Origin of the sequence: Methylomonas sp. LW13 (assembly GCF_016865255.1) — a bacterium.
Taxonomy (GTDB): domain Bacteria; phylum Pseudomonadota; class Gammaproteobacteria; order Methylococcales; family Methylomonadaceae; genus Methylomonas.
Genome location: NZ_CP033381.1, coordinates 1,749,111 through 1,769,988 on the forward strand (window position 1 = coordinate 1,749,111; position 20,878 = coordinate 1,769,988).

At 52.3% G+C, this 20,878-nt stretch carries 21 protein-coding genes; all 21 read left to right on the forward strand.

The window, feature by feature from the left end; all coding sequences use genetic code 11:
• Window positions 1-144 precede the first annotated feature (144 nt).
• Window positions 145-1,350: a sensor histidine kinase gene (locus JL719_RS07875; RefSeq protein WP_033157333.1), complete on the forward strand. Its 1,206-nt coding sequence runs from the start codon at window positions 145-147 to the stop codon at window positions 1,348-1,350.
• Window positions 1,334-2,719: a sigma-54-dependent transcriptional regulator gene (locus tag JL719_RS07880; RefSeq protein ID WP_269468523.1), complete on the forward strand. Its 1,386-nt coding sequence runs from the start codon at window positions 1,334-1,336 to the stop codon at window positions 2,717-2,719. The genes JL719_RS07875 and JL719_RS07880 overlap by 17 nt, the downstream gene beginning before the upstream one ends.
• A gap of 55 nt (window positions 2,720-2,774) precedes the next feature.
• Window positions 2,775-3,086, forward strand: a complete 312-nt coding sequence (fliE, locus tag JL719_RS07885) for a flagellar hook-basal body complex protein FliE (RefSeq protein WP_033157335.1) — start codon at window positions 2,775-2,777, stop codon at window positions 3,084-3,086.
• A 17-nt stretch (window positions 3,087-3,103) separates the two neighbouring features.
• Entirely contained in the window at window positions 3,104-4,855 is a 1,752-nt protein-coding gene (gene fliF / locus JL719_RS07890; protein ID WP_084153327.1) for a flagellar basal-body MS-ring/collar protein FliF, read from the forward strand.
• The gene (gene fliG / locus JL719_RS07895) at window positions 4,848-5,858 is read left to right on the forward strand and encodes a flagellar motor switch protein FliG (RefSeq protein WP_033157336.1); all 1,011 of its coding nucleotides are present in this window, start codon (window positions 4,848-4,850) and stop codon (window positions 5,856-5,858) included. Before fliF ends, fliG begins: the two co-directional genes overlap by 8 nt.
• Window positions 5,845-6,549, forward strand: a complete 705-nt coding sequence (locus tag JL719_RS07900) for a flagellar assembly protein FliH (protein WP_033157337.1) — start codon at window positions 5,845-5,847, stop codon at window positions 6,547-6,549. Before fliG ends, JL719_RS07900 begins: the two co-directional genes overlap by 14 nt.
• On the forward strand, window positions 6,546-7,895 hold the full coding sequence (gene fliI, locus JL719_RS07905) for a flagellar protein export ATPase FliI (RefSeq protein ID WP_033157338.1): 1,350 nt from the start codon (window positions 6,546-6,548) through the stop codon (window positions 7,893-7,895). Before JL719_RS07900 ends, fliI begins: the two co-directional genes overlap by 4 nt.
• Window positions 7,895-8,347 (forward strand): flagellar export protein FliJ, encoded by a 453-nt coding sequence (gene fliJ, locus JL719_RS07910; RefSeq protein ID WP_033157339.1) that lies wholly within the window; start codon window positions 7,895-7,897, stop codon window positions 8,345-8,347. The genes fliI and fliJ overlap by 1 nt, the downstream gene beginning before the upstream one ends.
• A 27-nt stretch (window positions 8,348-8,374) precedes the next feature.
• Window positions 8,375-9,739 carry a flagellar hook-length control protein FliK gene (locus tag JL719_RS07915; protein ID WP_033157340.1) on the forward strand — a complete coding sequence of 455 codons (1,365 nt, stop codon included), beginning with the start codon at window positions 8,375-8,377 and terminating at the stop codon, window positions 9,737-9,739.
• 141 nt (window positions 9,740-9,880) lie between these two features.
• Window positions 9,881-10,306 carry a 30S ribosomal protein S6 gene (gene rpsF / locus JL719_RS07920; RefSeq protein WP_033157341.1) on the forward strand — a complete coding sequence of 142 codons (426 nt, stop codon included), beginning with the start codon at window positions 9,881-9,883 and terminating at the stop codon, window positions 10,304-10,306.
• Between the two features lie 25 nt (window positions 10,307-10,331).
• Window positions 10,332-10,562: a 30S ribosomal protein S18 gene (gene rpsR, locus JL719_RS07925; RefSeq protein WP_020482464.1), complete on the forward strand. Its 231-nt coding sequence runs from the start codon at window positions 10,332-10,334 to the stop codon at window positions 10,560-10,562.
• 67 nt (window positions 10,563-10,629) lie between these two features.
• Window positions 10,630-11,493: a hypothetical protein gene (locus tag JL719_RS07930; RefSeq protein WP_225893057.1), complete on the forward strand. Its 864-nt coding sequence runs from the start codon at window positions 10,630-10,632 to the stop codon at window positions 11,491-11,493.
• Between the two features lie 46 nt (window positions 11,494-11,539).
• Window positions 11,540-11,986 (forward strand): 50S ribosomal protein L9, encoded by a 447-nt coding sequence (gene rplI, locus JL719_RS07935; RefSeq protein WP_033157343.1) that lies wholly within the window; start codon window positions 11,540-11,542, stop codon window positions 11,984-11,986.
• 4 nt (window positions 11,987-11,990) lie between these two features.
• Window positions 11,991-12,932 (forward strand): ADP-glyceromanno-heptose 6-epimerase, encoded by a 942-nt coding sequence (gene rfaD, locus JL719_RS07940; protein ID WP_033157344.1) that lies wholly within the window; start codon window positions 11,991-11,993, stop codon window positions 12,930-12,932.
• A 137-nt stretch (window positions 12,933-13,069) separates the two neighbouring features.
• Complete coding sequence (gene nosP, locus JL719_RS07945; RefSeq protein WP_033157345.1) at window positions 13,070-14,230, forward strand: nitric oxide-sensing protein NosP; 1,161 nt, start codon at window positions 13,070-13,072, stop codon at window positions 14,228-14,230.
• Window positions 14,223-15,359, forward strand: a complete 1,137-nt coding sequence (locus JL719_RS07950) for a GGDEF domain-containing protein (RefSeq protein WP_051670091.1) — start codon at window positions 14,223-14,225, stop codon at window positions 15,357-15,359. Before nosP ends, JL719_RS07950 begins: the two co-directional genes overlap by 8 nt.
• Window positions 15,360-15,784: 425 nt before the next feature.
• Entirely contained in the window at window positions 15,785-16,339 is a 555-nt protein-coding gene (locus JL719_RS07955) for a sigma-70 family RNA polymerase sigma factor (protein WP_033157346.1), read from the forward strand.
• A gap of 85 nt (window positions 16,340-16,424) precedes the next feature.
• Window positions 16,425-17,390 carry a FecR family protein gene (locus JL719_RS07960; RefSeq protein WP_033157467.1) on the forward strand — a complete coding sequence of 322 codons (966 nt, stop codon included), beginning with the start codon at window positions 16,425-16,427 and terminating at the stop codon, window positions 17,388-17,390.
• A gap of 95 nt (window positions 17,391-17,485) precedes the next feature.
• Window positions 17,486-19,900 carry a TonB-dependent siderophore receptor gene (locus JL719_RS07965; protein ID WP_051670093.1) on the forward strand — a complete coding sequence of 805 codons (2,415 nt, stop codon included), beginning with the start codon at window positions 17,486-17,488 and terminating at the stop codon, window positions 19,898-19,900.
• Between the two features lie 361 nt (window positions 19,901-20,261).
• Window positions 20,262-20,471, forward strand: a complete 210-nt coding sequence (locus JL719_RS07970; RefSeq protein ID WP_020482455.1) for a ribbon-helix-helix domain-containing protein — start codon at window positions 20,262-20,264, stop codon at window positions 20,469-20,471.
• Window positions 20,468-20,734 carry a hypothetical protein gene (locus JL719_RS07975; RefSeq protein WP_033157347.1) on the forward strand — a complete coding sequence of 89 codons (267 nt, stop codon included), beginning with the start codon at window positions 20,468-20,470 and terminating at the stop codon, window positions 20,732-20,734. The genes JL719_RS07970 and JL719_RS07975 overlap by 4 nt, the downstream gene beginning before the upstream one ends.
• The last annotated feature ends 144 nt before the right edge of the window (window positions 20,735-20,878 follow it).

The window sequence follows — 20,878 nt, forward strand, 5'->3', positions numbered from 1 at the left end:
AACTCGCCACCAGTCCGGAACTAACAGCCGGCTTCTTGTCGTCAAAAACTTGACTGGTCGCATTTAAGAATATGATTTTAAATGTAAATTTAAATGGTCTAAATTTTGCTTTTAGCGTCTGGACAATCAATTAGGCGACTAAATATGGGTACTTTAGAGCTGCATCAACAACAAAAAACCGAGCGCTTGACCGATGCATTCCGGATATTTAACGAACTTTCAGAAAATCTGGCGCATTCTTACCAAGGTTTGGAAGAGCAAGTGGCCAAGCTCAATCGGGAGTTACAGGCTGCCCGTAGCGAGCGTTTAAATACGCTGATTGAGAAGGAAAAGCTCGCCAGCCGCTTGCAACAAATTCTGGCAGCCTTGCCGGCGGCGGTAGTGGTGCTTAATTCGCACGGTTTAATCATCGATTGCAATGTTCATTCGGTGGACTTTTTGGGTGAACCTTTGTTGGGCCAATTGTGGTCGAGTGTGGCTGCGCGCAGTTTGCAACCGGTGTTCGAATCGCCGCATGAACGACAGCTCCGAGACGGACGTAAAGTCAATATCACTCATAGTTCATTGGGTAACGATAACGAGCAAATTATTTTGTTATCGGATGTCAGCGAATTGCGTTCCTTACAAGACACGCTGGCTCAGCATAAGCAGCTCAGCGCGATGGGCGAAATGGTGGCCGGTCTGGCGCATCAGGTGCGCACACCGCTGGCAACCGCGATTCTGTATGCCTCGCAAATGAGCAAACCCGCTATAAGCGACGAAAAACGCCAACAGTTCTCCGAGAAAATTTTAGAACGCCTGCATCACCTGGAGCGCCAAGTGAACGACATGCTGATTTTTGCTAAACAGGGCCGAATGGCCATGCAAAGCTTTTCATTGCGGCGGCTACTGGCGCATCTTGCCGAAGCGGCTGATAGTTTTGCCTGCGAATTTAGCATTGAAAATCGCATCAGCACCGATCAGTTACTTGGCAATGAGGATGCGCTGCGAGGAGCGCTACTGAATTTAATCAATAACGCGGCCGAGGCGGGTGCGCGCAACATTGCATTAACGGTCCGGCGTAGCGATTTAGGCTGCATCGACATCAAGGTGACGGATGATGGGCCCGGTATAGCCCAAGCCCAGCAAACTAAATTATTCGAACCGTTCTACACCACCAAATCCAATGGCACCGGCTTGGGGTTGGCGGTGGTGGACAGTGTGGCACGCGCCCATGGCGGCAGTGTCATATGCCGTTCGACGCCGGGGCTGGGGACGAGTTTTAGTTTGAGTCTGCCCTGTGTCAGTCAATACACCCTCGGCTTATCCGTCGGTCATGCCAAAATGGAGCAAAATGATGAAACAGTATGATGTACTTATCGTCGAAGACGACATGGCTTTATGCGAGGCCCTATGCGATACCTTGGAAATTGAAGGCTATCGGGTCATCTCCGCTAAACACGGTATCGAGGCTTTGAGCCAATTAGCCAAGCATCCGGTCCGGCTGGTGGTCAGCGATGTGCAAATGCCGGTGATGGACGGTTTTCAGCTGTTACAGAATATTCAGCAAAAGTTCGAACAGTTACCGGTGTTGCTGATGACGGCTTACGGCACCATTCCCAAAGCGGTGGAAGCTATGCAGTCCGGTGCGGCCGACTATCTGATCAAACCGTTCGAAGCCGGGATGTTGGTCGATAAGGTGGCGTCGTTGATTACGCGGCAAGCTCCAGTGGTTAACGAGCGGGTGGTGGCTGACGAGAGCATGAAAAAGCTTTATGCCTTGGCCAGTAAAGTTGCCAAAACCGACGTGACCATGTTGCTGGAAGGCGAGAGCGGTACCGGTAAGGAAGTGCTGGCCCGTTACGTTCATCGCAACTCGCATTATCATGCCGGCCCGTTCGAGGCTATTAATTGCGCGGCGATTCCGGAAAACATGCTGGAAGCGATGTTGTTCGGTTATGAAAAAGGCGCATTTACCGGTGCGATTCAATCGGCGCCCGGCAAGTTCGAGCTGGCGCAGGGCGGCACCTTATTACTGGACGAGATTTCCGAGATGGATATTTCGCTGCAAGCCAAATTGCTGCGGGTGTTGCAGGAAAAAGAGGTTGAACGCCTGGGTAGCCATCGCAAAATCGCGCTGAACGTCAGAATTTTGGCGACTACCAATCGCAAATTAAAAGAGTATGTGCAGGACGGCCGGTTTCGCGAAGATCTATATTTCCGCTTGAGCGTATTTCCACTCAAAATTCCGCCACTCCGGGAACGGACGGGCGATATTTTGCCGCTGGCGCTGGAGTTGTTGCACAAGCATAGTCCGGCTGGGAAAGCGGTCGGCGGCTTTGACGAGGCGGCCATGATCAAGTTGTCTGAATACAGTTGGCCGGGTAATGTCAGAGAGTTGGAAAACGTGGTGCAGCGGGCCTTGATCCTGCAAAGCCGGCATCAAATTGGCGCCGACGACCTGATTTTTGAGGAAGATATGTTGGTTTTGCCGAGTTTGCCCGCTGCTGTGCAAAGTCTTGCCGTAGAATCGCGGCAAACCGATGGCGAGAGCAGCCCTTTCGAGCTCGGCAGCTTGGGCGACGGCGTGCGTTCGGCTGAGGAAAAAATCATTTTGCAAATGTTACGCGACGTCAGCGGCAGCCGGAAAACCACAGCCGCCAAGCTGGGTATCAGTCCGCGCACTCTGCGTTATAAAATTGCGCGGATGAAAGAGGCGGGAGTGATGGTACCAGGTTAAATCTTGGCTTGAAAAATGCTTATGCTAAGCAAGGCAACCTAAAAGAGTCATTATCATGTCAGATATGAATGTTAACCAAGTGCTCGCCCAGATGCGGGCCATGTCCATAGAGGCCGGTGCCAAGCCACAGCCTAGCGACACCTCCGGCGATTTTGCCGCCATGTTGAAACAATCCATCGACGCAGTGAATAACACTCAGCAAACCGCCAGCGGTTTGGCTAAATCCTTTGAGATGGGTCAGAGTGACGTCAGTTTGGCGGAAGTGATGATTGCCTCGCAAAAAGCCAGCGTTTCTTTTCAGGCCATGCTCCAGGTGCGTAACAAACTGGTGGATGCTTATAAGGACGTGATGGGCATGTCAATGTAGGCAGCGGAAGATAAGCCATGAGCGAACTAGACAGAAATCTACCGATGGAGGCCCATACCCAATCAAGTATGGCAAACGCCGACAAAATGCACCCTGCATTGAAAAGCCTGAGCAAAATGCCGATGGCACGTCAGGTCGGCTTGATGTTGGGTTTGGCTCTTAGTGTGGCTATAGGCGTAGCGGTGGTGTTGTGGTCGCAGGCCCCGTCTTACGATTTACTGTTTTCCGGTGTGGCGGAAAAAGATTCTGCGGAAATTCTCGATGCGCTGAGCAAGTTAAATGTCGATTACAAGGTCGAAACCGGCTCCGGCGCGATCATGGTGCCGGCCGATAGTGTGCGGGAACTGAAATTAAAATTGGCCGCACAAGGCTTGCCGCGCAGTGCCAGCTTGGGCTATGAATTGCTGGAAAAAGACAATGGCTTCGGCGCCAGCAAAAATGTTGAACAAATGCGCTTTCAGCGCGCGTTGGAAGGCGAAATCGCCCTGACGATTCAAACCATTCAAAACGTCAAATCCGCAAAAGTGCTGCTGGCTATTCCGGTGCAATCGGTATTTGTCCGGGAACGCAAAAAGCCCAGCGCCTCGGTGGTCGTCGAGCTCTATCAAGGCCGCACCCTGGAAAAAGAGCAAATCGAATCTATTGTGCATTTGGTCGCTTCCAGCGTGCCATTGATGGAAGCCAGTCAGGTGACGGTCGTGGATCAGAAAGGCCGCTTGTTGAACAGCAAGGAAGGCGGCGAAGATATGTCCTTGTCCAGCAAGCAGTTCGAATACAAGAAAAATATAGAAGAGCATCTACGTGGCCGAATCGAAAACATCCTGACGCCACTGGTAGGCGGCGACGGCATGCGGGCGCAAATTTCCGCGGACGTCGATTTCACCGTCACCGAAAAAACCCAGGAAATGTTTAACCCGGATTTGCCTGCTCTGCGTAGCGAGCAAACTCAGGAAGAAAATAACTCCTTATCCAAAGTGCAAGGTGTGCCCGGCGCTTTATCCAATCAACCCCCACCCACGGGTACCGCGCCTGAAGTCGCTAGTGGCCAGGAAAAACAAGCTGCCGCAGAATCCGGTTCCGGCTCGTCCAACAAAACCGCGACCCGTAATTACGAACTGGATAAAACCATTACTCATACTAGACTGGCCACAGGTGCCTTAAGACGCCTGTCGGTGGCGGTAGTGGTGGACGATAAAAAAGTTGTGCAAGCCGACGGTAAAGCGACCTTAGTGGCTTACTCGCAAGAAGATCTGAATCAACTTCGCGACTTGGTCAAACAGGCAGTGGGTTATGATAACAGCCGCGGCGATCAGGTAACGGTCACCAATGTCGCGTTTAGATTGCCCGATGCGCTGGAAGAAGTCCCTTCCGAACCCATCTGGCAACAACCCTGGTTTGCCAGCGCGCTGAAACAATTGGCCGCCGTTGCAGTGGTGGTGTTGCTGATCATGGGGGTATTGCGTCCCGGCCTGCGCACTTTGGTGGCGAAGGAAGAACAGTTAGAAGCCCTTGAGCAAGCCAAAGCAATCGCGGAAGCGACGGGTGGTGTGGTGCGTTTCGACGAGACCGGCAAGCCGGTGGCTGTGGCGGTGTCGGTGGATGAAGAAACCGGCGAAGTGCGCACCATCACCACTGGCGTGGAGGATTTATTGTTACTCGAAGCGCCGCAAAGCTATGAAAAACGTTTGGAATATGTGCAAAAACTCATAGACGAAGATCCTAAATTGGTCGCGCAAGTGATCAAAACCTGGTTGAAAGACGATGGCTGAGCAAGAGAAATTAACGCATGCGCAACGGGCTTCGCTGCTGTTATTGGCGGTGGGGCAGGATAGAGCAGCCTCGGTATTGCGGCATATGGGACCGAAAGAAGTGCAATTGATCGGTTCGAACATGGCGCAGCTTGGACCGATTAGCTCGGGCATGGTTGATGAAGTGCTGGAAGAATTCATCATCGAAATCAAAAACGAAACGGGTCTGGGGCTGGACTCCGACGAATACATTCGTAATATGCTGACCAACGCGCTGGGTGCGGATAAAGCCGGCAGCATCATCGACCGGATTTTGTTGGGCGCCAACAGCAAGGGTATCGAACAGCTGAAATGGATGGATACTCGGTCCATCGCCGATTTGATTCGTCTGGAACATCCGCAAATCATTTCCATAATTTTGTCGTTGCTGGATGCCGATCAGGCCGCCGACGTACTGACCTTATTGCCGCAAAACATGCGTTCGGATATTTTGATGCGCATCGCTACTTTAGAAGGTGTGCAGCCCGCCGCTTTGCGCGAGTTGGACGACATCATGGAGAAACAGTTGACCGGCAGCGACGGCGTCAAATCCTCGCAAATCGGCGGTATCGACGCGGCGGCCAATATCCTTAACTTTATCGAAAGCGGTATCAGCGATCCGATGATGCAAGACATCAACGAAGCCAACGCCGATTTGGGCCAACGCATCCAGGATAAAATGTTTGTGTTCGGCGATTTGATCAATGTCGATGATCGCGGTATTCAAACCCTGTTGCGCGAAGTGTCCACCGATCAGCTGCTGTTGGCTCTGCGCGGCGTGGAAACCGGTTTACGCGACAAAGTGTTTGCCAATATGTCCAGACGCGCGGCGGAAATGTTGCGTGACGACTTGGAAGCTGCACCGCCTGCACGCTTAAGCGAAGTGGAGGCCGCGCAAAAAGATATTCTGGCGATAGCCAAACGCTTGTCCGATGCGGGTGAAATAGCTTTGGGTGGCGGTGGCGGTGGCGATGAGTTCGTCTAAGGGCAATAAGTTTTCCGAGTCTGAATTACAGGCTCTGGATCGCTGGACCAATCTGCAGGATTTCAGCAACCCGCGTTCCGAAGCCGTCGAATTGGAGGAAGTAACCCAGGTTTTGACCGCGGAACAGATTGAAGAAATTCAAAAGCAGGCCTACGCAGAAGCCTTCGAACAAGGTAAGCAGCAAGGTTATGCGGACGGGCAAAAGGAAGGTTTTGAAGCAGGGCGCAAACAAGGCTATGAAGAAAGCGTGCATTTGCTGCAAAAGCAGGCGGCCGAGTTCGCCAATTTACTGGAGGCGCTCAGCGAGCCCTTCAAACAACTCGACGAGTCGGTCGAGCAGGAGTTGGTGAAATTAACCATCGCGATTGCCAGTCAATTGATTCGCCGGGAGTTGAAGTTAGAACCCGGCGAGATCGTCGGCGTAGTCAGGGAGGCGATCAATGCTTTGCCGCTGGCATCTCAGAAGGTCACCGTCAACTTGCACCCCGAAGATGCGGCCTTGGTGCGTACTGCGTTAAAACTCGATGAAAATATGCCGCCTTGGCGCTTACAGGAAAATCCCTTGTTGAGCCGTGGCGGCTGCACCGTTGAAACCGAAATGTCCAGAATCGATGCCAGCGTCGAAAGCCGGGTAGCCGCCGTGATCGCCACCGTATTGGGCGGCGAGCGGCGTGAGGATTTTGGGCGATGATTCCCAGTGCCGACCGTTCCGACTTGTGGCTGGCGCGCTTGCAGCCGTATCGGGAAAGATTGGCTGCGGACCCGCTGGAATTGGTGGTCGAAGGCAAATTGTCGCGGATGGTGGGCTTAACCCTGGAAGCGGAAGGTTGCCGGGCGGCAATCGGTTCATTGTGTCAAGTAATTACCAAATCCGGCAAGATCATCACGGCTGAGGTCGTCGGTTTTGGCGGATCCCGCTTATTTTTGATGCCGACCGGCGATACGCACGGCCTGGAACCGGGCTGCCGTGTCATTCCCATGGGCAAGAACAGTCTGGCCAGCGTCGGTTTTGGTTTATTGGGCCGGGTGCTAGACGGTGCCGGCAAGCCCTTGGATAGTAAGGGGCCGCTGGATACCGATGCCAAGGTCTCTTTATCCGGCGTTACCATCAATCCACTCAGCCGCAAACCGATCCGCGAGGCGTTGGATGTTGGTGTGCGGGCGATCAACGCCATTCTCAGCGTCGGCCGTGGACAGCGCATGGGCTTGTTTGCCGGCACCGGCGTGGGTAAAAGCGTGTTGTTGGGGATGATGACCAAGTTTACCAATGCCGATGTGGTCGTGGTGGGATTGGTCGGCGAGCGGGGCAGGGAGGTCAACGAATTTGTGTTGAAAATTCTTGGCGAAGAAGGTTTGCGCAGAGCCGTGGTGGTCGCCTCGCCGGCTGACGACTCGCCGCTGATGCGGGTGCACGGCGCCTTGCTGGCGACCAGTATTGCCGAGTATTTTCGTGACCAGGGCCTGGACGTGTTGTTGCTGATGGACTCTTTGACTCGTTACGCCCAGGCTTATCGGGAAATCGCTTTGGCGATAGACGAGCCGCCGGCGACCAAGGGCTATCCACCCTCGGTGTTTGCGAAATTACCGCAGTTGGTGGAGCGTGCCGGAAACGGCGACGAAGGCGGCGGTTCGATTACCGCGTTTTATACGGTATTGGCGGAAGGCGACGATACCAACGATCCGATTGCCGATGCGGCGCGGGGGGTGCTGGACGGCCATGTGGTGCTGTCGCGCTCGTTGGCGGAGTCGGGGCACTATCCGGCAATCGATATTGAAGCCTCGATCAGCCGGGTGATGCCGGACATCATAGAACCGGAACATCTGCAAATGGCGCGCGATTTGCGGCGTTTGTATTCCATCTATCAACAGAACAAGGATTTGATTAGCGTCGGTGCTTATCGGCCGGGAGCCGATCCGCGCATCGATAAAGCGATAGAAAAAAATCCGGCGATCATGGATTTTCTACAACAAAGCATGGACGAATCGGTGGACTTGAGCCGGAGTCTGAGCGAGTTGGCGCAATTGTTGGCTAGCTGATGAAAAAGTCGCAACGACTGAAAGTCATTATCGACTTGCATGCGCGTCAGGAACATGACGCTTTGCAGGCTTTGGGTATCTGTCAGCAAAAACTGCAAGAGCAGCAGGCCCAGCTGGAAAATTTACAAAGTTACCGTTTGGATTATTCAGGTAAGTTCGCCGTCAGACAGCAGGCGGGGATCAACATCAGTCAGTTGATGGAATTCAGGGCTTTTGCCGATAAGCTCGATCAGGCTATTGAAAGCCAGCAGCAGACGGTAAGCAACCATGAGCGCGAGGTGCAGCGGGCCCGTAAGCGCTGGGAAGAGGCGCATCAACGTACCAAAAGTTTGCAAAAAGTCAGTGAGCTGGCTTTGATTGAAGAAATGAAAGTCGAACAAAAGCGCGAGCAGGCCGAGCAAGACGACCGGGCGGCGCGATCAGGACGCAAGGATGGCACGGGAAGTGCTTGATTAAATAAAAATGTCAGGAGAAATGCCATGAATATCCAAGGTTTAAATCCGCTGTCTCTATTAGCCTCTGCCGATAGCGCCGGTGCTGCGACGACAGCTCTATTGGGCGAAGGTGGTGGTGCTGGCGTGTTTTCGGCGACGCTGCTTGAGCAGCTGGCACAATTGCAAAACAGTTTATTGAGTAAAGGGGCGGCCGGTGACGCCGGCTTGGCGAATTTACAGCAGCTGGGCGGATTGGGGACGGATGCTCTGAACAGTCAAAGCTTGCAGGATTTTACCGCTCTATTCGGCAAGAGTTTGCCGACGGCAACCAAACTTGATCAGGATATTAATCTCGACGATACCATGCAAGCCTTAGCGGATGTTTTGCAATACTTGCAAGGCTTGGAGGCCACCGGTGCCGCGCCGCAAGCTCCGGTTTTACCGGTTGCATCGGCCGATCAAGAGAATCTTGCCGATATAGTGACGGAAAATATCGAGGCTGCACATGATGAGCAGGCGGTGAATGCTGCGATCTACGTAAGCACGCAAGCTCAGCCCTTGCCGGTGGCGGATAGCGTGAGTGTTGTTAACGACGCGCTGAAATCAGCGGTAGTAACCAGCGAGGCGATGTCTGCCATCAAAAACAATCCGGAGCTGTTGGGTATGGATGCCAAAAAAGAGGCGTTGACGGCATTGAGTGGCGCTGATGAAGGGCGGAAGACGATGGTAGCGGAGAGCGGTTTTGCCAAAACCCTGGCCGCCGAAGACGGCGCGTCCCCGCAATTTGCGCAAGACAGCGCGGCTGATACTTTTCAAACCGAGCAGCGCGATGTGCCGAAACAGCAAATTGGCGGTAGCGAGGCTGATATGGGGTTATCGAGAATGACGGCCGACATCAACCAGCTGAATAAATCGGTAAATAGCGTCGGGCAAACGTCAGCGCCGACGATAGAAAAACATTTGACTCATCCGGAATGGAACACCGAGCTGGGCGAAAAATTGTTGTGGATGCATAAACAAGCGGTGCCTTCCGCTGAAATTCGCCTGAATCCTGAGCATCTCGGCCCTATTTCCATCAAGATCGATGTCAATCAAGATCAAGCCAATGTGGTCTTCACCGCCCAGCACGCGGCGGTCAGGGACGCCATTGAAGCGGCAATCCCCAAGTTGCGGGAAATGTTGGGTGGGCAAAACTTGAATTTGGCGGATGTTAATGTTTCCCAGCAACAATCAGAACAACGGTCTGGACGCGAGTCCTTCCAAATGGCCGGCGAGCAAAATCGCGGTGGCAATAGTCAAAGCCAAGGCCATTCCGATAGTGCGGCAACCGAGCCCTCCAACACTATGCTCGAAGAAATTGAAGCAGGCCGTGCCATCGCCAGTAATGGCTTATTGAGTCTGTTTGCCTAGTCAACTTTAGGCGCTGTTGAAAAATTGCTTTGCAAAAACAGCGCCTATTTCTATAATGCCCAGCTTTTTGGGGAATTTATCCCCACCCCTTGCCTCACTGTTCAAGCGGATGGGAGGCTTTTAAACCCGTAAGGAGAAATCATGCGACATTATGAAATTGTCTTCTTAGTCCACCCTGACCAAAGTGCTCAGGTGCCGGCTATGATAGAGCGTTATAAATCCACCGTTGAAGAAGCCGCAGGCAAAATTCACCGTTTGGAAGATTGGGGCCGTAGACATTTGGCTTACCCTATCAAAAAAATTCATAAAGCACACTACGTGTTGATGAACATCGAATGCGATCAAGCCACTCTTGAAGAACTGGAAAGCGGTTTTCGTTTCAACGACGCCATTCTGCGTAGCCAAACTCTGGCGCAAAAAGCGGCCGTAACCGAGCCTTCCGCGATTGCTGTCAGCGGTAACGACGGTCAAAAAGCCGGTAGCCGAGTTAAGGAAGAAGTCGAAGAAGAAACCGAAGAAGCTGAAGTAGAAGTCGTTGAGACTGAAGTCGCAGCGGATTCCGAATAATCAACATTGAACCAAGAGAATTGTGATGGCACGTAACAACATTAGACGCAAAAAAGGTTGCCGTTTTAGCGGCGAAGACGCGATCAAAATCGATTATAAAGATCTGGATTTATTGAGCGAGTACGTTACCGAAACCGGCAAAATCATTCCTAGCCGCATTACCGGTACCAGTGCGAAATATCAAAGACAGCTGACTTCCGCTATTAAACAAGCGCGTTTCCTGGCTTTGTTGCCGTTCTGCGACGCACACAAGTGATTTAGCACGGGGGGCGTAGCGCGTGCAATTTCTGGCCACTTTCATTATGAAAGGACGGATGCAGGCCATGACGGTCGCATCCAGTCTGGCCTTGCTATCGCTGCTGTTTCCTCCTGTCAGTATCGTAAGTTCAGCCGCTGTCTCATTGGTAACATTGAGGCGTGGGGCTAGCGAAGGCTTGTATGTGCTCATGTGCTCATGTCTGGCTGCCGCCGTATTAAGCACCTTATTGATCGGTAATTACCAGTACGCATTGCTTTACGGTCTGGCCTTTTGGCTACCGGTTTGGCTGATTTCGATAGTACTGCGCGAAGGCCGTTATCTGACACTGGCAATTGAAATTGCCGTGTTGCTGGGTGTGGCGGTGGTACTGGGTATTTACATGATTCAGGACCAACCGGTACAGCTTTGGCGCGAAGTGTTGAGCTTTATGCTGCAGCCCATGCTTGAAGGCAAAACCGATGTGCCGCTTGAGCAAATTAGGCAGTCTGCAGAATTGTTGGCGCATTTCATGTCCGGAGTTGCCGCGGCAGGCAGCGTTTACGGCTTGCTGTTCGGTTTGTTTTTGGCCAGATGGTGGCAAGCAGCGCTATACAACCCGGGCGGTTTCAGAGCCGAGTTTTTGGCGTTGAAAGGGCATGTGCATCTGACATTAGGCACCTTGTTGGTGGCCGGAGTAGCCATGCTGACTTCCGGTAAAACCGCGGAACTTTGTTGGAACGTGCTACTGGTGCTGCTGGTGACCTACACAATGATAGGCACCGCAGTGTTGCACGCGGCGTTCTCGGTGATGAAGGGTAGTCGTTTCATGGTGCCTTTTTTATATGTCACATTGATGTTGATCCCGCATGTGATGGTGGTGATCGTGTTATGCGGACTGACTGACACCTGGCTGGACTTACGAAATAAACTAAAACCAAATGGAGCGTAAGCTCCCGATTTTTCGACAATCAAGTCGATCTAAGAGGTAGAAAACGATGGAAGTCATTCTTCTGGAAAAAACCGCCAATCTGGGTAACCTGGGCGATAAAGTAACCATCAAAGCGGGTTACGGCAGAAACTATTTGATCCCGCAAGGCAAAGCAGTGCCTGCTACGCCCAAGAAAATCAGAGAGTTTGAAGAGCGTCGCGCCGAGCTGGAAAAACAAGCGGCTGAAAAATTGGCTGCTGCAACTGCTCGCGGCGAAGCAATCAGCAAATTGAACGTATCCATTGCCCACAAAACCGGCGACGAAGGCCGTTTGTTCGGTTCTGTTGGTACACAAAACGTTGCTGATGCCATTACCGCTGCCGGCGTAAAAGTTGAGAAGCACGAAATCCGTATGCCAAACGGCGTCATCCGTAACATCGGCGAATACGACATTGCTATCAATCTGCATACCGACGTCGTTATTACGCTGCCGGTAAAAGTGGTAGCCGAGTAAAACCGTGATCATCGTAACCGGTGGCGCTGGCTTCATCGGCAGCAATCTGGTATTGGGCCTGAATGCCCGCGGTTATGATGATATTTTGGTCGTCGACCATTTGACCAACGGTATCAAATACCGGAATTTGGTCGAGTGCAAGATAGCGGATTATCTGGACAGAAGCACCTTTTTGGAACGACTGCAACAAGGTGCTTTCCATGCCGAAGCGATAGAAGCCATATTTCATCAGGGCGCCTGTTCCAGCACGACAGAGTGGGACGGCCGTTACATGATGGACAATAATTATGAATACAGCAAAACGCTGTTTCATTATTGCCAAAGCCATAAAATCCCGTTTATTTACGCCTCCAGCGCCGCTACTTACGGTGCCGATTTAACCTTCAAGGAAGAACTGGCTTATGAAGGTCCGCTGAATGTCTACGGTTATTCCAAGTTTCAGTTCGACCAATATTTGCGCAGACAGCAAAAATTGACCGCGCAAGTGGTGGGTTTACGCTACTTCAATGTCTACGGTCCGCGCGAAGCCCACAAAGGCAGTATGGCCAGCGTAGCCTTTCATTTGAATAACCAGATCAAAGATTCCGACGAATTACGCTTATTCGAAGGTTGCGACGGTTACGGCAACGGCGAGCAGCGCCGAGATTTTGTTTATGTCGGCGATGTGGTAGATATTAATCTTTGGTTTCTGGATAACCCGCAAGTGTCCGGCATCTACAACTGTGGCACGGGTCGTAGCCAGACCTTTAATGACGTAGCCAATGCGGTGATCAAATTTCACCAGCGCGGCCATATCAAATATATTCCCTTCCCCGAGCACCTGAAAGGCTGCTACCAAAGCTTCACCGAAGCCAATCTGGATAAATTACGCGCCGCTGGTTGCAAACATTCGTTCCAAACCGTCGAGCAAGGCGTACAACTTTATATGGAATGGTTGAACGGCTAGTCAGGTTAATTTCTGTCATCGATCCAGATGATTTTTATAAGCAAATAACGACAAATCTCGATTTTTCTACAGCATGGTCTGGAGCCCGGTTGTAGAATATTTCCCTAATTCGTCAACAGTAACTGCCGAGAACGCAGATGAGTCCCCGCAAGGCAATTCGCATTGCCCATTCCTGTTTAGCTGACCCCCAGCGGGCGGTCGAAGAGCTTGCTTTAGGTTTGCAGCACGCCGACACCACCTTGGTCATTTTCTTTTGTTCGAATAGTTATGACCGAACTGTGCTGGCTTCCGAAATAAGGCGTCGATTTCAAGGTATCCAAGTGCTTGGCTGTACGACTTCCGGCGAAATTGGCGGTGCAGGATTACGTCAACAAAGCCTGGTAGGTGTCGGCTTTTCCGCACCGGATTTTATGGCGACCAGTGGCCTAATCCCTAATTTGCAACAGTTTCGCATCGCCGAAGGGCACGCGCTTGCCAACGTGCTTTTGTATGGCTTGCAAGATAGAGTGACGCATCTTAATGCCGAAAATTGCTTCGGTTTTTTGTTGATCGACGGCTTATCGGTCCGTGAAGAGCAGGTCACCCATGCGATACAAGACGCATTAGGCAATATCGCCATGATTGGCGGCTCGGCGGCCGACGACTTGCAGTTCCATAAAACATACGTTTATTGCGAGGGCGACTTTCATACCGACAGTGCCGTGTTGTTGCTGGTGCATACCTCGTTACCGTTCAAAATATTCAAAGCCCAGCATTTTGAGCCGACCGCGGAAAGATTGGTGGTCACTCTCGCCGATGCCAGACGCCGCGTCGTATATGAAATCAACGGCCTACCAGCCGCGCCGGAATACGCCAGACTCATTGGGGTTTCGACAGACGCTTTAAGCCCTGCGCACTTTGCCGCGGCGCCGGTCGTGGTATCTATCGACGGAAACTATTATGTGCGGGCGATTCGTAGCGCCAACCAAGATCAAAGCCTGACTTTTTACTGCGCGATTGAGGAAGGCTTGGTATTGAGAGTGGCGCTGGGCGTCGATCCTATCGAAAGTCTGCAACAGGTGTTTGCCGAAGTTCGGGCCGAGATAGGCCAACCTCAGGTTGTTGTCGCTTGCGATTGCATCCTTAGAAAGCTTGAGCTGGTACAGCGCGGGTTGACGGCGCAGGCAGAACAAATCCTGAGTGATAACAAGGTGATAGGTTTCAATACTTATGGCGAACAGTTTCGCGGCGTGCATGTGAATCAGACCTTCGCCGCGGTTGCCATCGGGGCAGTAGATAGGTGTGACGAGGATGATTGATATAGATGCACTCGATATAGAGAGCGAATTAAGGGCGGAAATCGTTCGCCTGAATAAGGTGGTGGAAGCCTTAATGAATCGAGTAGAGCATAGCGCCACTCAACACTACTCGGATTTTGATCAGTTTCAAACCACCATTATGCTGGAAAATTTGGTGCGGGCGCGGACAAAGGAACTGGATGCGGCATTGCGGGAAAACGAGAAGATCAATCGGGCCCTGCAGGAAGCCGAGGAGAAATTTCACCGGGTGCTGGATCAATCCTTGGTCGGTATCACCATGATTATCGAAGACCGCTTTCATTATGTGAATCCCAAGTTCGCGGCAATCTTCGATTACCCAGTCGATGAACTCATGACGATGGACATCATGGAACTCGTCAGCGATGCCGATGAACCTACCGTGCGCGCAGCGATGCAGAAAGCGCTGAACCAAGAGCTTGCCAAAATTAATTTTGTCGCCAACGCCGTGCGTAGGAATGGCCAAATGATCACGGTGGAGGTATCGGTGAGTCCGGCCATAGATATTGGTGGCAAGCCTGCATTGATAGCGGTCTTGGCGGATATTAGCGAACGATTGCGCTCCGAGCGGCAAGTCCAAGCGCTACACGAGCAACTCCAATATCAGGCGATTCATGATCCGTTGACCGGACTGTATAACCGCCTGTTCCTTAACGAGAATTTGGAACGTGAATTGCTGTTGGCAGAGCGACAAGGCTACGAGGTGAGCGTGGTGATGAGCGATCTGGATCATTTTAAAATGATCAATGATTGTTATGGACACCAGGCCGGTGATGCAGTTTTGAAAGCATTTGCCGACATCCTGAAGCGTCATGCCCGCGCCAGCGATTTGGATTGCCGTTATGGCGGCGAAGAGTTTTTTCTGGTGTTGCCGGATACTTCGCTGCAAACCGCTAGTGAACGCGCCGAATCGATACGTTTGGCCCTGATTGCGCAGCCCATTGTCGTTGCCGAAATCAGTATCCATGTCACCGCATCATTTGGTGTAGCCACCTACCCGGCAAACGGTCTATCCCCGGTGGCCTTGATCGGGGCGGCGGACAAAGCGCTCTATCTAGCCAAGGACGCTGGCCGCAATCAGGTCGTCGCAGCTGCCCCGCCATTGTCGTAGATATTTTTAGCCCACTTTCCGGATAGCCCGATTCGGTTTGTTTCTGCTGCGAAGTGCTGCCGCTGCTGAGGTTGACCGCTTCTAGCTGCAGCCTGGCCGCGCTTTATTCGATACGGTAGATGCCGATGTTCTGGCGGATTCGGCTCAACGCGCTCAGCATGCGTGCGATTTGGTGCGCCCGGCACCATTGCCCGCTGATTTACAAAAACACATTCTCGATACTTTCGCACGGGTCGTAACCAAACCTAGATTGTCGCTGCCAATCAGGGTTTTGCCGCAAACCGCTGCGGCATATCACGTATTTTCTCCACCCGTCATTCCCGGTATGTGCCGGCAAAAAAGCTTAATTGCCTGATTTCTATTTGCTTGTGCGATTGGGCGCGTATCGTGCTGGTAACATCCGGACAATAACGCAGCGATGGCACATGTCCGACCAAGTATTTTCCGCAAAACCTTCCGACAGCGGCGAGCAAGCCGAACTCAGCGCAGAACAAATTGCGGCATTCATCGATAAACATCGCGATGAGCTCAGTCGTTTTATCGTGCGTAAACTGGGTTCGGAGGACCTGTCCGCAGACATACTGCAAGATGCTTATTTGCGGCTAAGCCGCCAGCAAACCCAGGAAACTATCGAGAATCCGCGGGCTTTCGTGTTTCGGGTTGTCGGCAATCTGGTGATCGATTACCAACGGCTTAGCGTCAATCGGCTCAAGCAGGATGTCGACGACGACACCTACAACGCCGTTCTCGAACAGTCGCCTGGCCCCGAGCAGCGTTATCAGCAGAACCAGCGCTTGCAAGCCATTCATCAAGCCTTGGCAGAATTGCCCGAAGACTGCCGTCTGGCTTTTTACTGGATCCGGGTCGAAGGCCTTAGCCATACCGAAGTTGCGGCCCGCCTGCGCATTTCGGAAAGCATGGTTGCCAAGCATCTGGCGCGGGCCATGCGGCATTGCCGGGACAGACTCAAGCAACATTGAAGCACATGCCGACCGCCCGGAAAATATCAGCAAGAACGGCCGCGTGATCCGTCATAATAGTTTCAATCGTCCAAACCTTATGCCGATGAGTAACGCACCCGTTTCCGAAATCACCACTTTGTCCGATCAGGCCATTGATTGGGTGATACGGCTGCGCGCCGGAAACGCCGGCGAGCAGGAGCGGCGTGCGGCCGCCGAATGGCAAAATCGCAGCCCCTCGCACCGTCGCGCCTTTGCCGAGGCCGAACAACTGTGGCTGGACATGGGCGAGGTCTGGGCGGTAAGGGATTTGCCGATACCGGCGCAAGCCATGGGCCACCGATTTAGCTGGCCCGTCTGGCGCGGCTTGGCTGCGGCCGCAGTTGCCTTGGCGCTGGTGTTGCCGTTTTCCGGCCTTGGCGACCGCTGGTTCAGCGACTATTACACCGCTGTCGGCGAACAGAAAACCGTGACGTTGGCCGACGGCAGCCAGGTACTGTTGAATACCGATACCGCATTGACGGTTACCTATTCGGATACCGGCCGCAAACTGATATTGAAACACGGCCAGGCCTTGTTCAAGGTCGCCGCCGACCGTAAACGGCCGTTTGAGGTAGCCACCGATACTGTAGTGGTCAAAGCCTTAGGCACGGTCTTTGAAGTGCTGCAGCAAGACCACGCCGCCCGCATCACTGTGCAGGAACACGCGGTGGGCGTCAAAGGTCTGCAGGCCCCGGATTACCCGCCCGACGCCCGCATTCAAGAAGGGCAACAAGCGGTTTACAGTGCCGCCGACGGCCTGCAAGCTGCAGTGGCGGCCGATCCGCAGCAAAATGCCGCTTGGCAGCGCGGTAAACTGGTCTTTAAAAATCAAGCCCTGACCGATGTGGTTGCGGAACTGGACCGCTATTTCCCTGGAAAGATCGTCATTAGCGACGCCAAACTGGCGGCGCTAAGGGTCAGCGGCGTCTTTCCGTTGGCGGACCGCGCCGCCACGCTGGCGATGCTGCAACAAATCCTCGCGGTAAAAATCAGTCAAATCACGCCGTGGTTGACCGTGTTGCACGGCTAGCGCAAAAAAAATCCCGCCGCCATTACAAGATTTTTCCAGTCGTCCGTCTTAACCGGTACGCGGCAATGGTGCCGCCGCCACGTTAAGGATTACAGATGAAAAAATCACGCGATACCGGCAGCGTCCATCCCGGCCAGACCCGTATGTTTAAACCCAAGCCTATTGCCGCATTATTCCTGCTCGGCACGGTCAGCCTGACCGCGATGGCCGGCGACGCCGCGCAAGCCTTCAACATCCCGGCGCAAGCCCTGGACAGCGCGCTGACCGAGCTTGCCTACCAGACCAACCTGCGCCTGCTCTATCCGGCGGACCTGGTCGGCAAACTCCGCTCCAGCCCGGTGTCCGGCCAATACACCCCGGAGCAAGCCATGCAGCGGATGTTGCAGGATTCGGGCTTGACGGTGCGGAAAACGGCGGATGATACGTTTACGGTGGAACCAGCCGCGAACGCCGAACCGCGCACGGCTACGACGATGCCGGCGGTAACGGTGGTGGGGAAGGCGGTTTATGACTCGACTGATCCTTATAATCAAGATTACAACTTGACCCACACTAAAACTGCAACCAAAACGGATACCCCTATTATGGAGACGCCGTTTTCGGTGCAAGTGGTTTCCAAACAGGTTATCGAAGATCAGCAAGTAATACGTTTGAAAGACGCACTGAAAAATATCAGTGGTGTAGTGCAAGGTGGAGATGCGACGGGTTCCGACCATTTTAATATCCGTGGTTTCGATTCGACGATGGTATATCGGGACGGATCGCCCTTTCCGATCGCAGCTGGCATACCGACCAACCGTCGTGAAACCGCCAATGTCGAGAACATAGACGTGTTAAAAGGCCCGGCCTCGCTATTGTATGGACGTACCGAACCTGGCGGAATCGTCAACGTTACGACGAAACAGCCATTGTCCCATGCCTATTACTCGTTGCAGCAGCAATTCGGTTCTTACGACTTATACCGCACCACCGTAGACGCCACCGGGCCGATAACATCGGATAACTCACTACTCTATCGATTCAATTTGGCTTACCAAGATAACAATAGTTTTCGAGACTATGTCGGTAATGAACGTGTGTTTGTAGCGCCTGTTCTGACCTGGAATATCGATGCCAGAACCAAAGCAACATTTGAATTGGAATATCTTCATGACGAAAGCATCAATGATCCAGGTGTTCCGGGATTAGGTAATCGTCCAGCACCCGCGCCCCGAAAGTCGTTTTTGAGCGAGCCCAATGCCAAAATCACTACGGATAAGGTACTGGTCGGATTAAACTGGTCTCACCAGTTCAATGACAATTGGGAAATCTCACAGAGGTTCAATGCGGAATTCACCCAATACGACCAAATAGGCAGCTTTTTTTTCGGTCAGGCGTCTGCGTCTGGAAATGTCGACAGAGGCTTTTTTAAAACCGAATCTCCCTGGGAAAAATACTACACCAATGTCAATTTGACCGGTAAATTCAATACCGGTGTGGTAAAACACAAATTATTAATGGGCGGGGATTACTTTCGAGAGGATCTTAATGTTAAGGAAGGTTGCTGCCCAAGTCCCAGCACACCTATTAACGTTTTCAATCCGGTTCCCACCGGTTTACCGAATTTCGACGTAGCACCGGTTGTAAAAACCAGTTCGGATTGGTTTGGCCTATACCTACAGGATCAAATGGAGTTACCGCATAATTTCTTTGCGCTTGGCGGCATGCGTTATGACAATGCCCGTGGTAATGACGAATTAAACGGCGGAGCCGTCACTATAGACGAGGATAGGGTGAGTCCGAGAGGCGGTTTATTGTGGCGGCCGATTCCGGAGTTGTCGGTCTATGGCAGTTACACAGAGAATTTCGGCGCGAATAACGGCGTAAATCGAAACGGGCAATTGCTCAAACCTGAAACGGCTCAACAATGGGAAACCGGCATAAAAACCGAATTGTGGGATGGCCGTTTTTCCGCTTCCTTGGCTTATTTCGAATTGACCAAACAAAATATTCGGGTGACCGACCCGACCAACTTCACCTTGTCGAAATCAATAGGCGAAGCGATGAGCCAAGGGATTGAAATGGACGCAAAAGGCGAAGTTATGCCCGGATGGAATATTATCGGCTCTTATGCGCATATTCCGGTGGCCAATATCACCAAGGATTTTGACTCCAGCGGCGGAATCGGTAACCAAGGGAATAGGCTATACAACTCGGCACGTAATTCAGGCAGTCTTTGGAATGTTTACGAATTCCAGGATGGCGATATGCAAGGCTTAAAGTTTGGTGCCGGAGCGGTAGTCGTTGGCAAGCGGCAAGCGGATAACGAAAATCTTGTGCAAATGCCAGGTTACGTTACGCTGAATCTAATGACGAGTTATCAACAGAGAATAGGGAATTCAAAGTTTACCGTCCAATTCAACGTCGATAATTTGTTGGATAAATCCTATTTCGCGTCGGCCAATGGTTTTAACCAACATTTCTTTGGTACGCCTAGAACCTTTTTGGGTTCGGTTCGGTTGGAGTATTAAATCGCGTACATTACTCGTTCCCACGCGCTGCGCGGGAATTCTAAACTCCGCCGCGCTGCGGCACGAAATTACCTTACTCGCACGATTGAGTTTTAGTCCCTGAGCGCAAAGGATCGGCTTCCGGTCCGATGGTTTAAAACCCGTTCCAAACCCCGTCCGAAACCTTACGGGCGGGGTTTAGGCCAGTGAGATTGACGCTTGGCTCATACTGTCCGGAACCGGCTCGGCGTGGCTAAATGTGCGACAGCCAAGCAGGTTTCGAATTGATTAAACTCGACAGGCTGAAGCCCACGCATTCTGCTTGCCTGATGTGTAAAATATCTGTATAAAAAACACATCATTTAACCAAGAGGAACTGCCCATGTCTGTACGTTTCAATGTTGTGTTGTCCGATGATCTGAATCGCGAACTGGACAAGGCTGCTGAGGAAGGAGAAACCAATAAAAGCGAAATTTTGCGCAAAGCGATCACCCTGTATTTGGCGGCCAAGGATGGGCGTCGGCGCGGCCTGAAAATCGGTTTGGTCGAACCCGAAACCCAAAAGCTGGAAACCGAAATTATCGGCTTATGAGCCATATCGATCTCAATAATCCACCGCCCAATCATACGTTCAGCGTTTCGGTTGACCGGCAGGAAACCGACGCCGAACGGACTCTCCGCTTATTCAAGGATTTAGCGCTATTCGTTGTTGCGCTCGGTTTTGTGGTTTTAATCGTCTGGTTGTGCTACGCCACCTTGGTGGCAACTACCACCAGTGCGGAAGAGAAAAAGTGGGCGATGTCGGTCTTATCTGCGGCGACAGGCGGGATAATCGGTTATCTGTTGCGTAAATAATTCACCGTTTCTTGGTGGGTCGGGGGGCTAACCCCGACCTTAACAATTAATCCGCTTTAAAATTCCGCTAAAACCTTGCGTGCCGTAAATACTCCCGCCCCAACCGACAGCTCCAAACCCTTGCCGATTACCGCCAACGGCGTA

Bases quoted from the DNA above. Each gene is read 5' to 3' on its own strand.
- JL719_RS07875 (WP_033157333.1), top strand. From the start codon at position 145: ATGGGTACTTTAGAGCTGCATCAACAACAAAAAACCGAGCGCTTGACC.
- JL719_RS07880 (WP_269468523.1), top strand. From the start codon at position 1,334: ATGATGAAACAGTATGATGTACTTATCGTCGAAGACGACATGGCTTTA.
- fliE (WP_033157335.1), top strand. From the start codon at position 2,775: ATGTCAGATATGAATGTTAACCAAGTGCTCGCCCAGATGCGGGCCATG.
- fliF (WP_084153327.1), top strand. From the start codon at position 3,104: ATGAGCGAACTAGACAGAAATCTACCGATGGAGGCCCATACCCAATCA.
- fliG (WP_033157336.1), top strand. From the start codon at position 4,848: ATGGCTGAGCAAGAGAAATTAACGCATGCGCAACGGGCTTCGCTGCTG.
- JL719_RS07900 (WP_033157337.1), top strand. From the start codon at position 5,845: ATGAGTTCGTCTAAGGGCAATAAGTTTTCCGAGTCTGAATTACAGGCT.
- fliI (WP_033157338.1), top strand. From the start codon at position 6,546: ATGATTCCCAGTGCCGACCGTTCCGACTTGTGGCTGGCGCGCTTGCAG.
- fliJ (WP_033157339.1), top strand. From the start codon at position 7,895: ATGAAAAAGTCGCAACGACTGAAAGTCATTATCGACTTGCATGCGCGT.
- JL719_RS07915 (WP_033157340.1), top strand. From the start codon at position 8,375: ATGAATATCCAAGGTTTAAATCCGCTGTCTCTATTAGCCTCTGCCGAT.
- rpsF (WP_033157341.1), top strand. From the start codon at position 9,881: ATGCGACATTATGAAATTGTCTTCTTAGTCCACCCTGACCAAAGTGCT.
- rpsR (WP_020482464.1), top strand. From the start codon at position 10,332: ATGGCACGTAACAACATTAGACGCAAAAAAGGTTGCCGTTTTAGCGGC.
- JL719_RS07930 (WP_225893057.1), top strand. From the start codon at position 10,630: ATGACGGTCGCATCCAGTCTGGCCTTGCTATCGCTGCTGTTTCCTCCT.
- rplI (WP_033157343.1), top strand. From the start codon at position 11,540: ATGGAAGTCATTCTTCTGGAAAAAACCGCCAATCTGGGTAACCTGGGC.
- nosP (WP_033157345.1), top strand. From the start codon at position 13,070: ATGAGTCCCCGCAAGGCAATTCGCATTGCCCATTCCTGTTTAGCTGAC.
- JL719_RS07950 (WP_051670091.1), top strand. From the start codon at position 14,223: ATGATTGATATAGATGCACTCGATATAGAGAGCGAATTAAGGGCGGAA.
- JL719_RS07955 (WP_033157346.1), top strand. From the start codon at position 15,785: ATGTCCGACCAAGTATTTTCCGCAAAACCTTCCGACAGCGGCGAGCAA.
- JL719_RS07960 (WP_033157467.1), top strand. From the start codon at position 16,425: ATGAGTAACGCACCCGTTTCCGAAATCACCACTTTGTCCGATCAGGCC.
- JL719_RS07965 (WP_051670093.1), top strand. From the start codon at position 17,486: ATGAAAAAATCACGCGATACCGGCAGCGTCCATCCCGGCCAGACCCGT.
- JL719_RS07970 (WP_020482455.1), top strand. From the start codon at position 20,262: ATGTCTGTACGTTTCAATGTTGTGTTGTCCGATGATCTGAATCGCGAA.
- JL719_RS07975 (WP_033157347.1), top strand. From the start codon at position 20,468: ATGAGCCATATCGATCTCAATAATCCACCGCCCAATCATACGTTCAGC.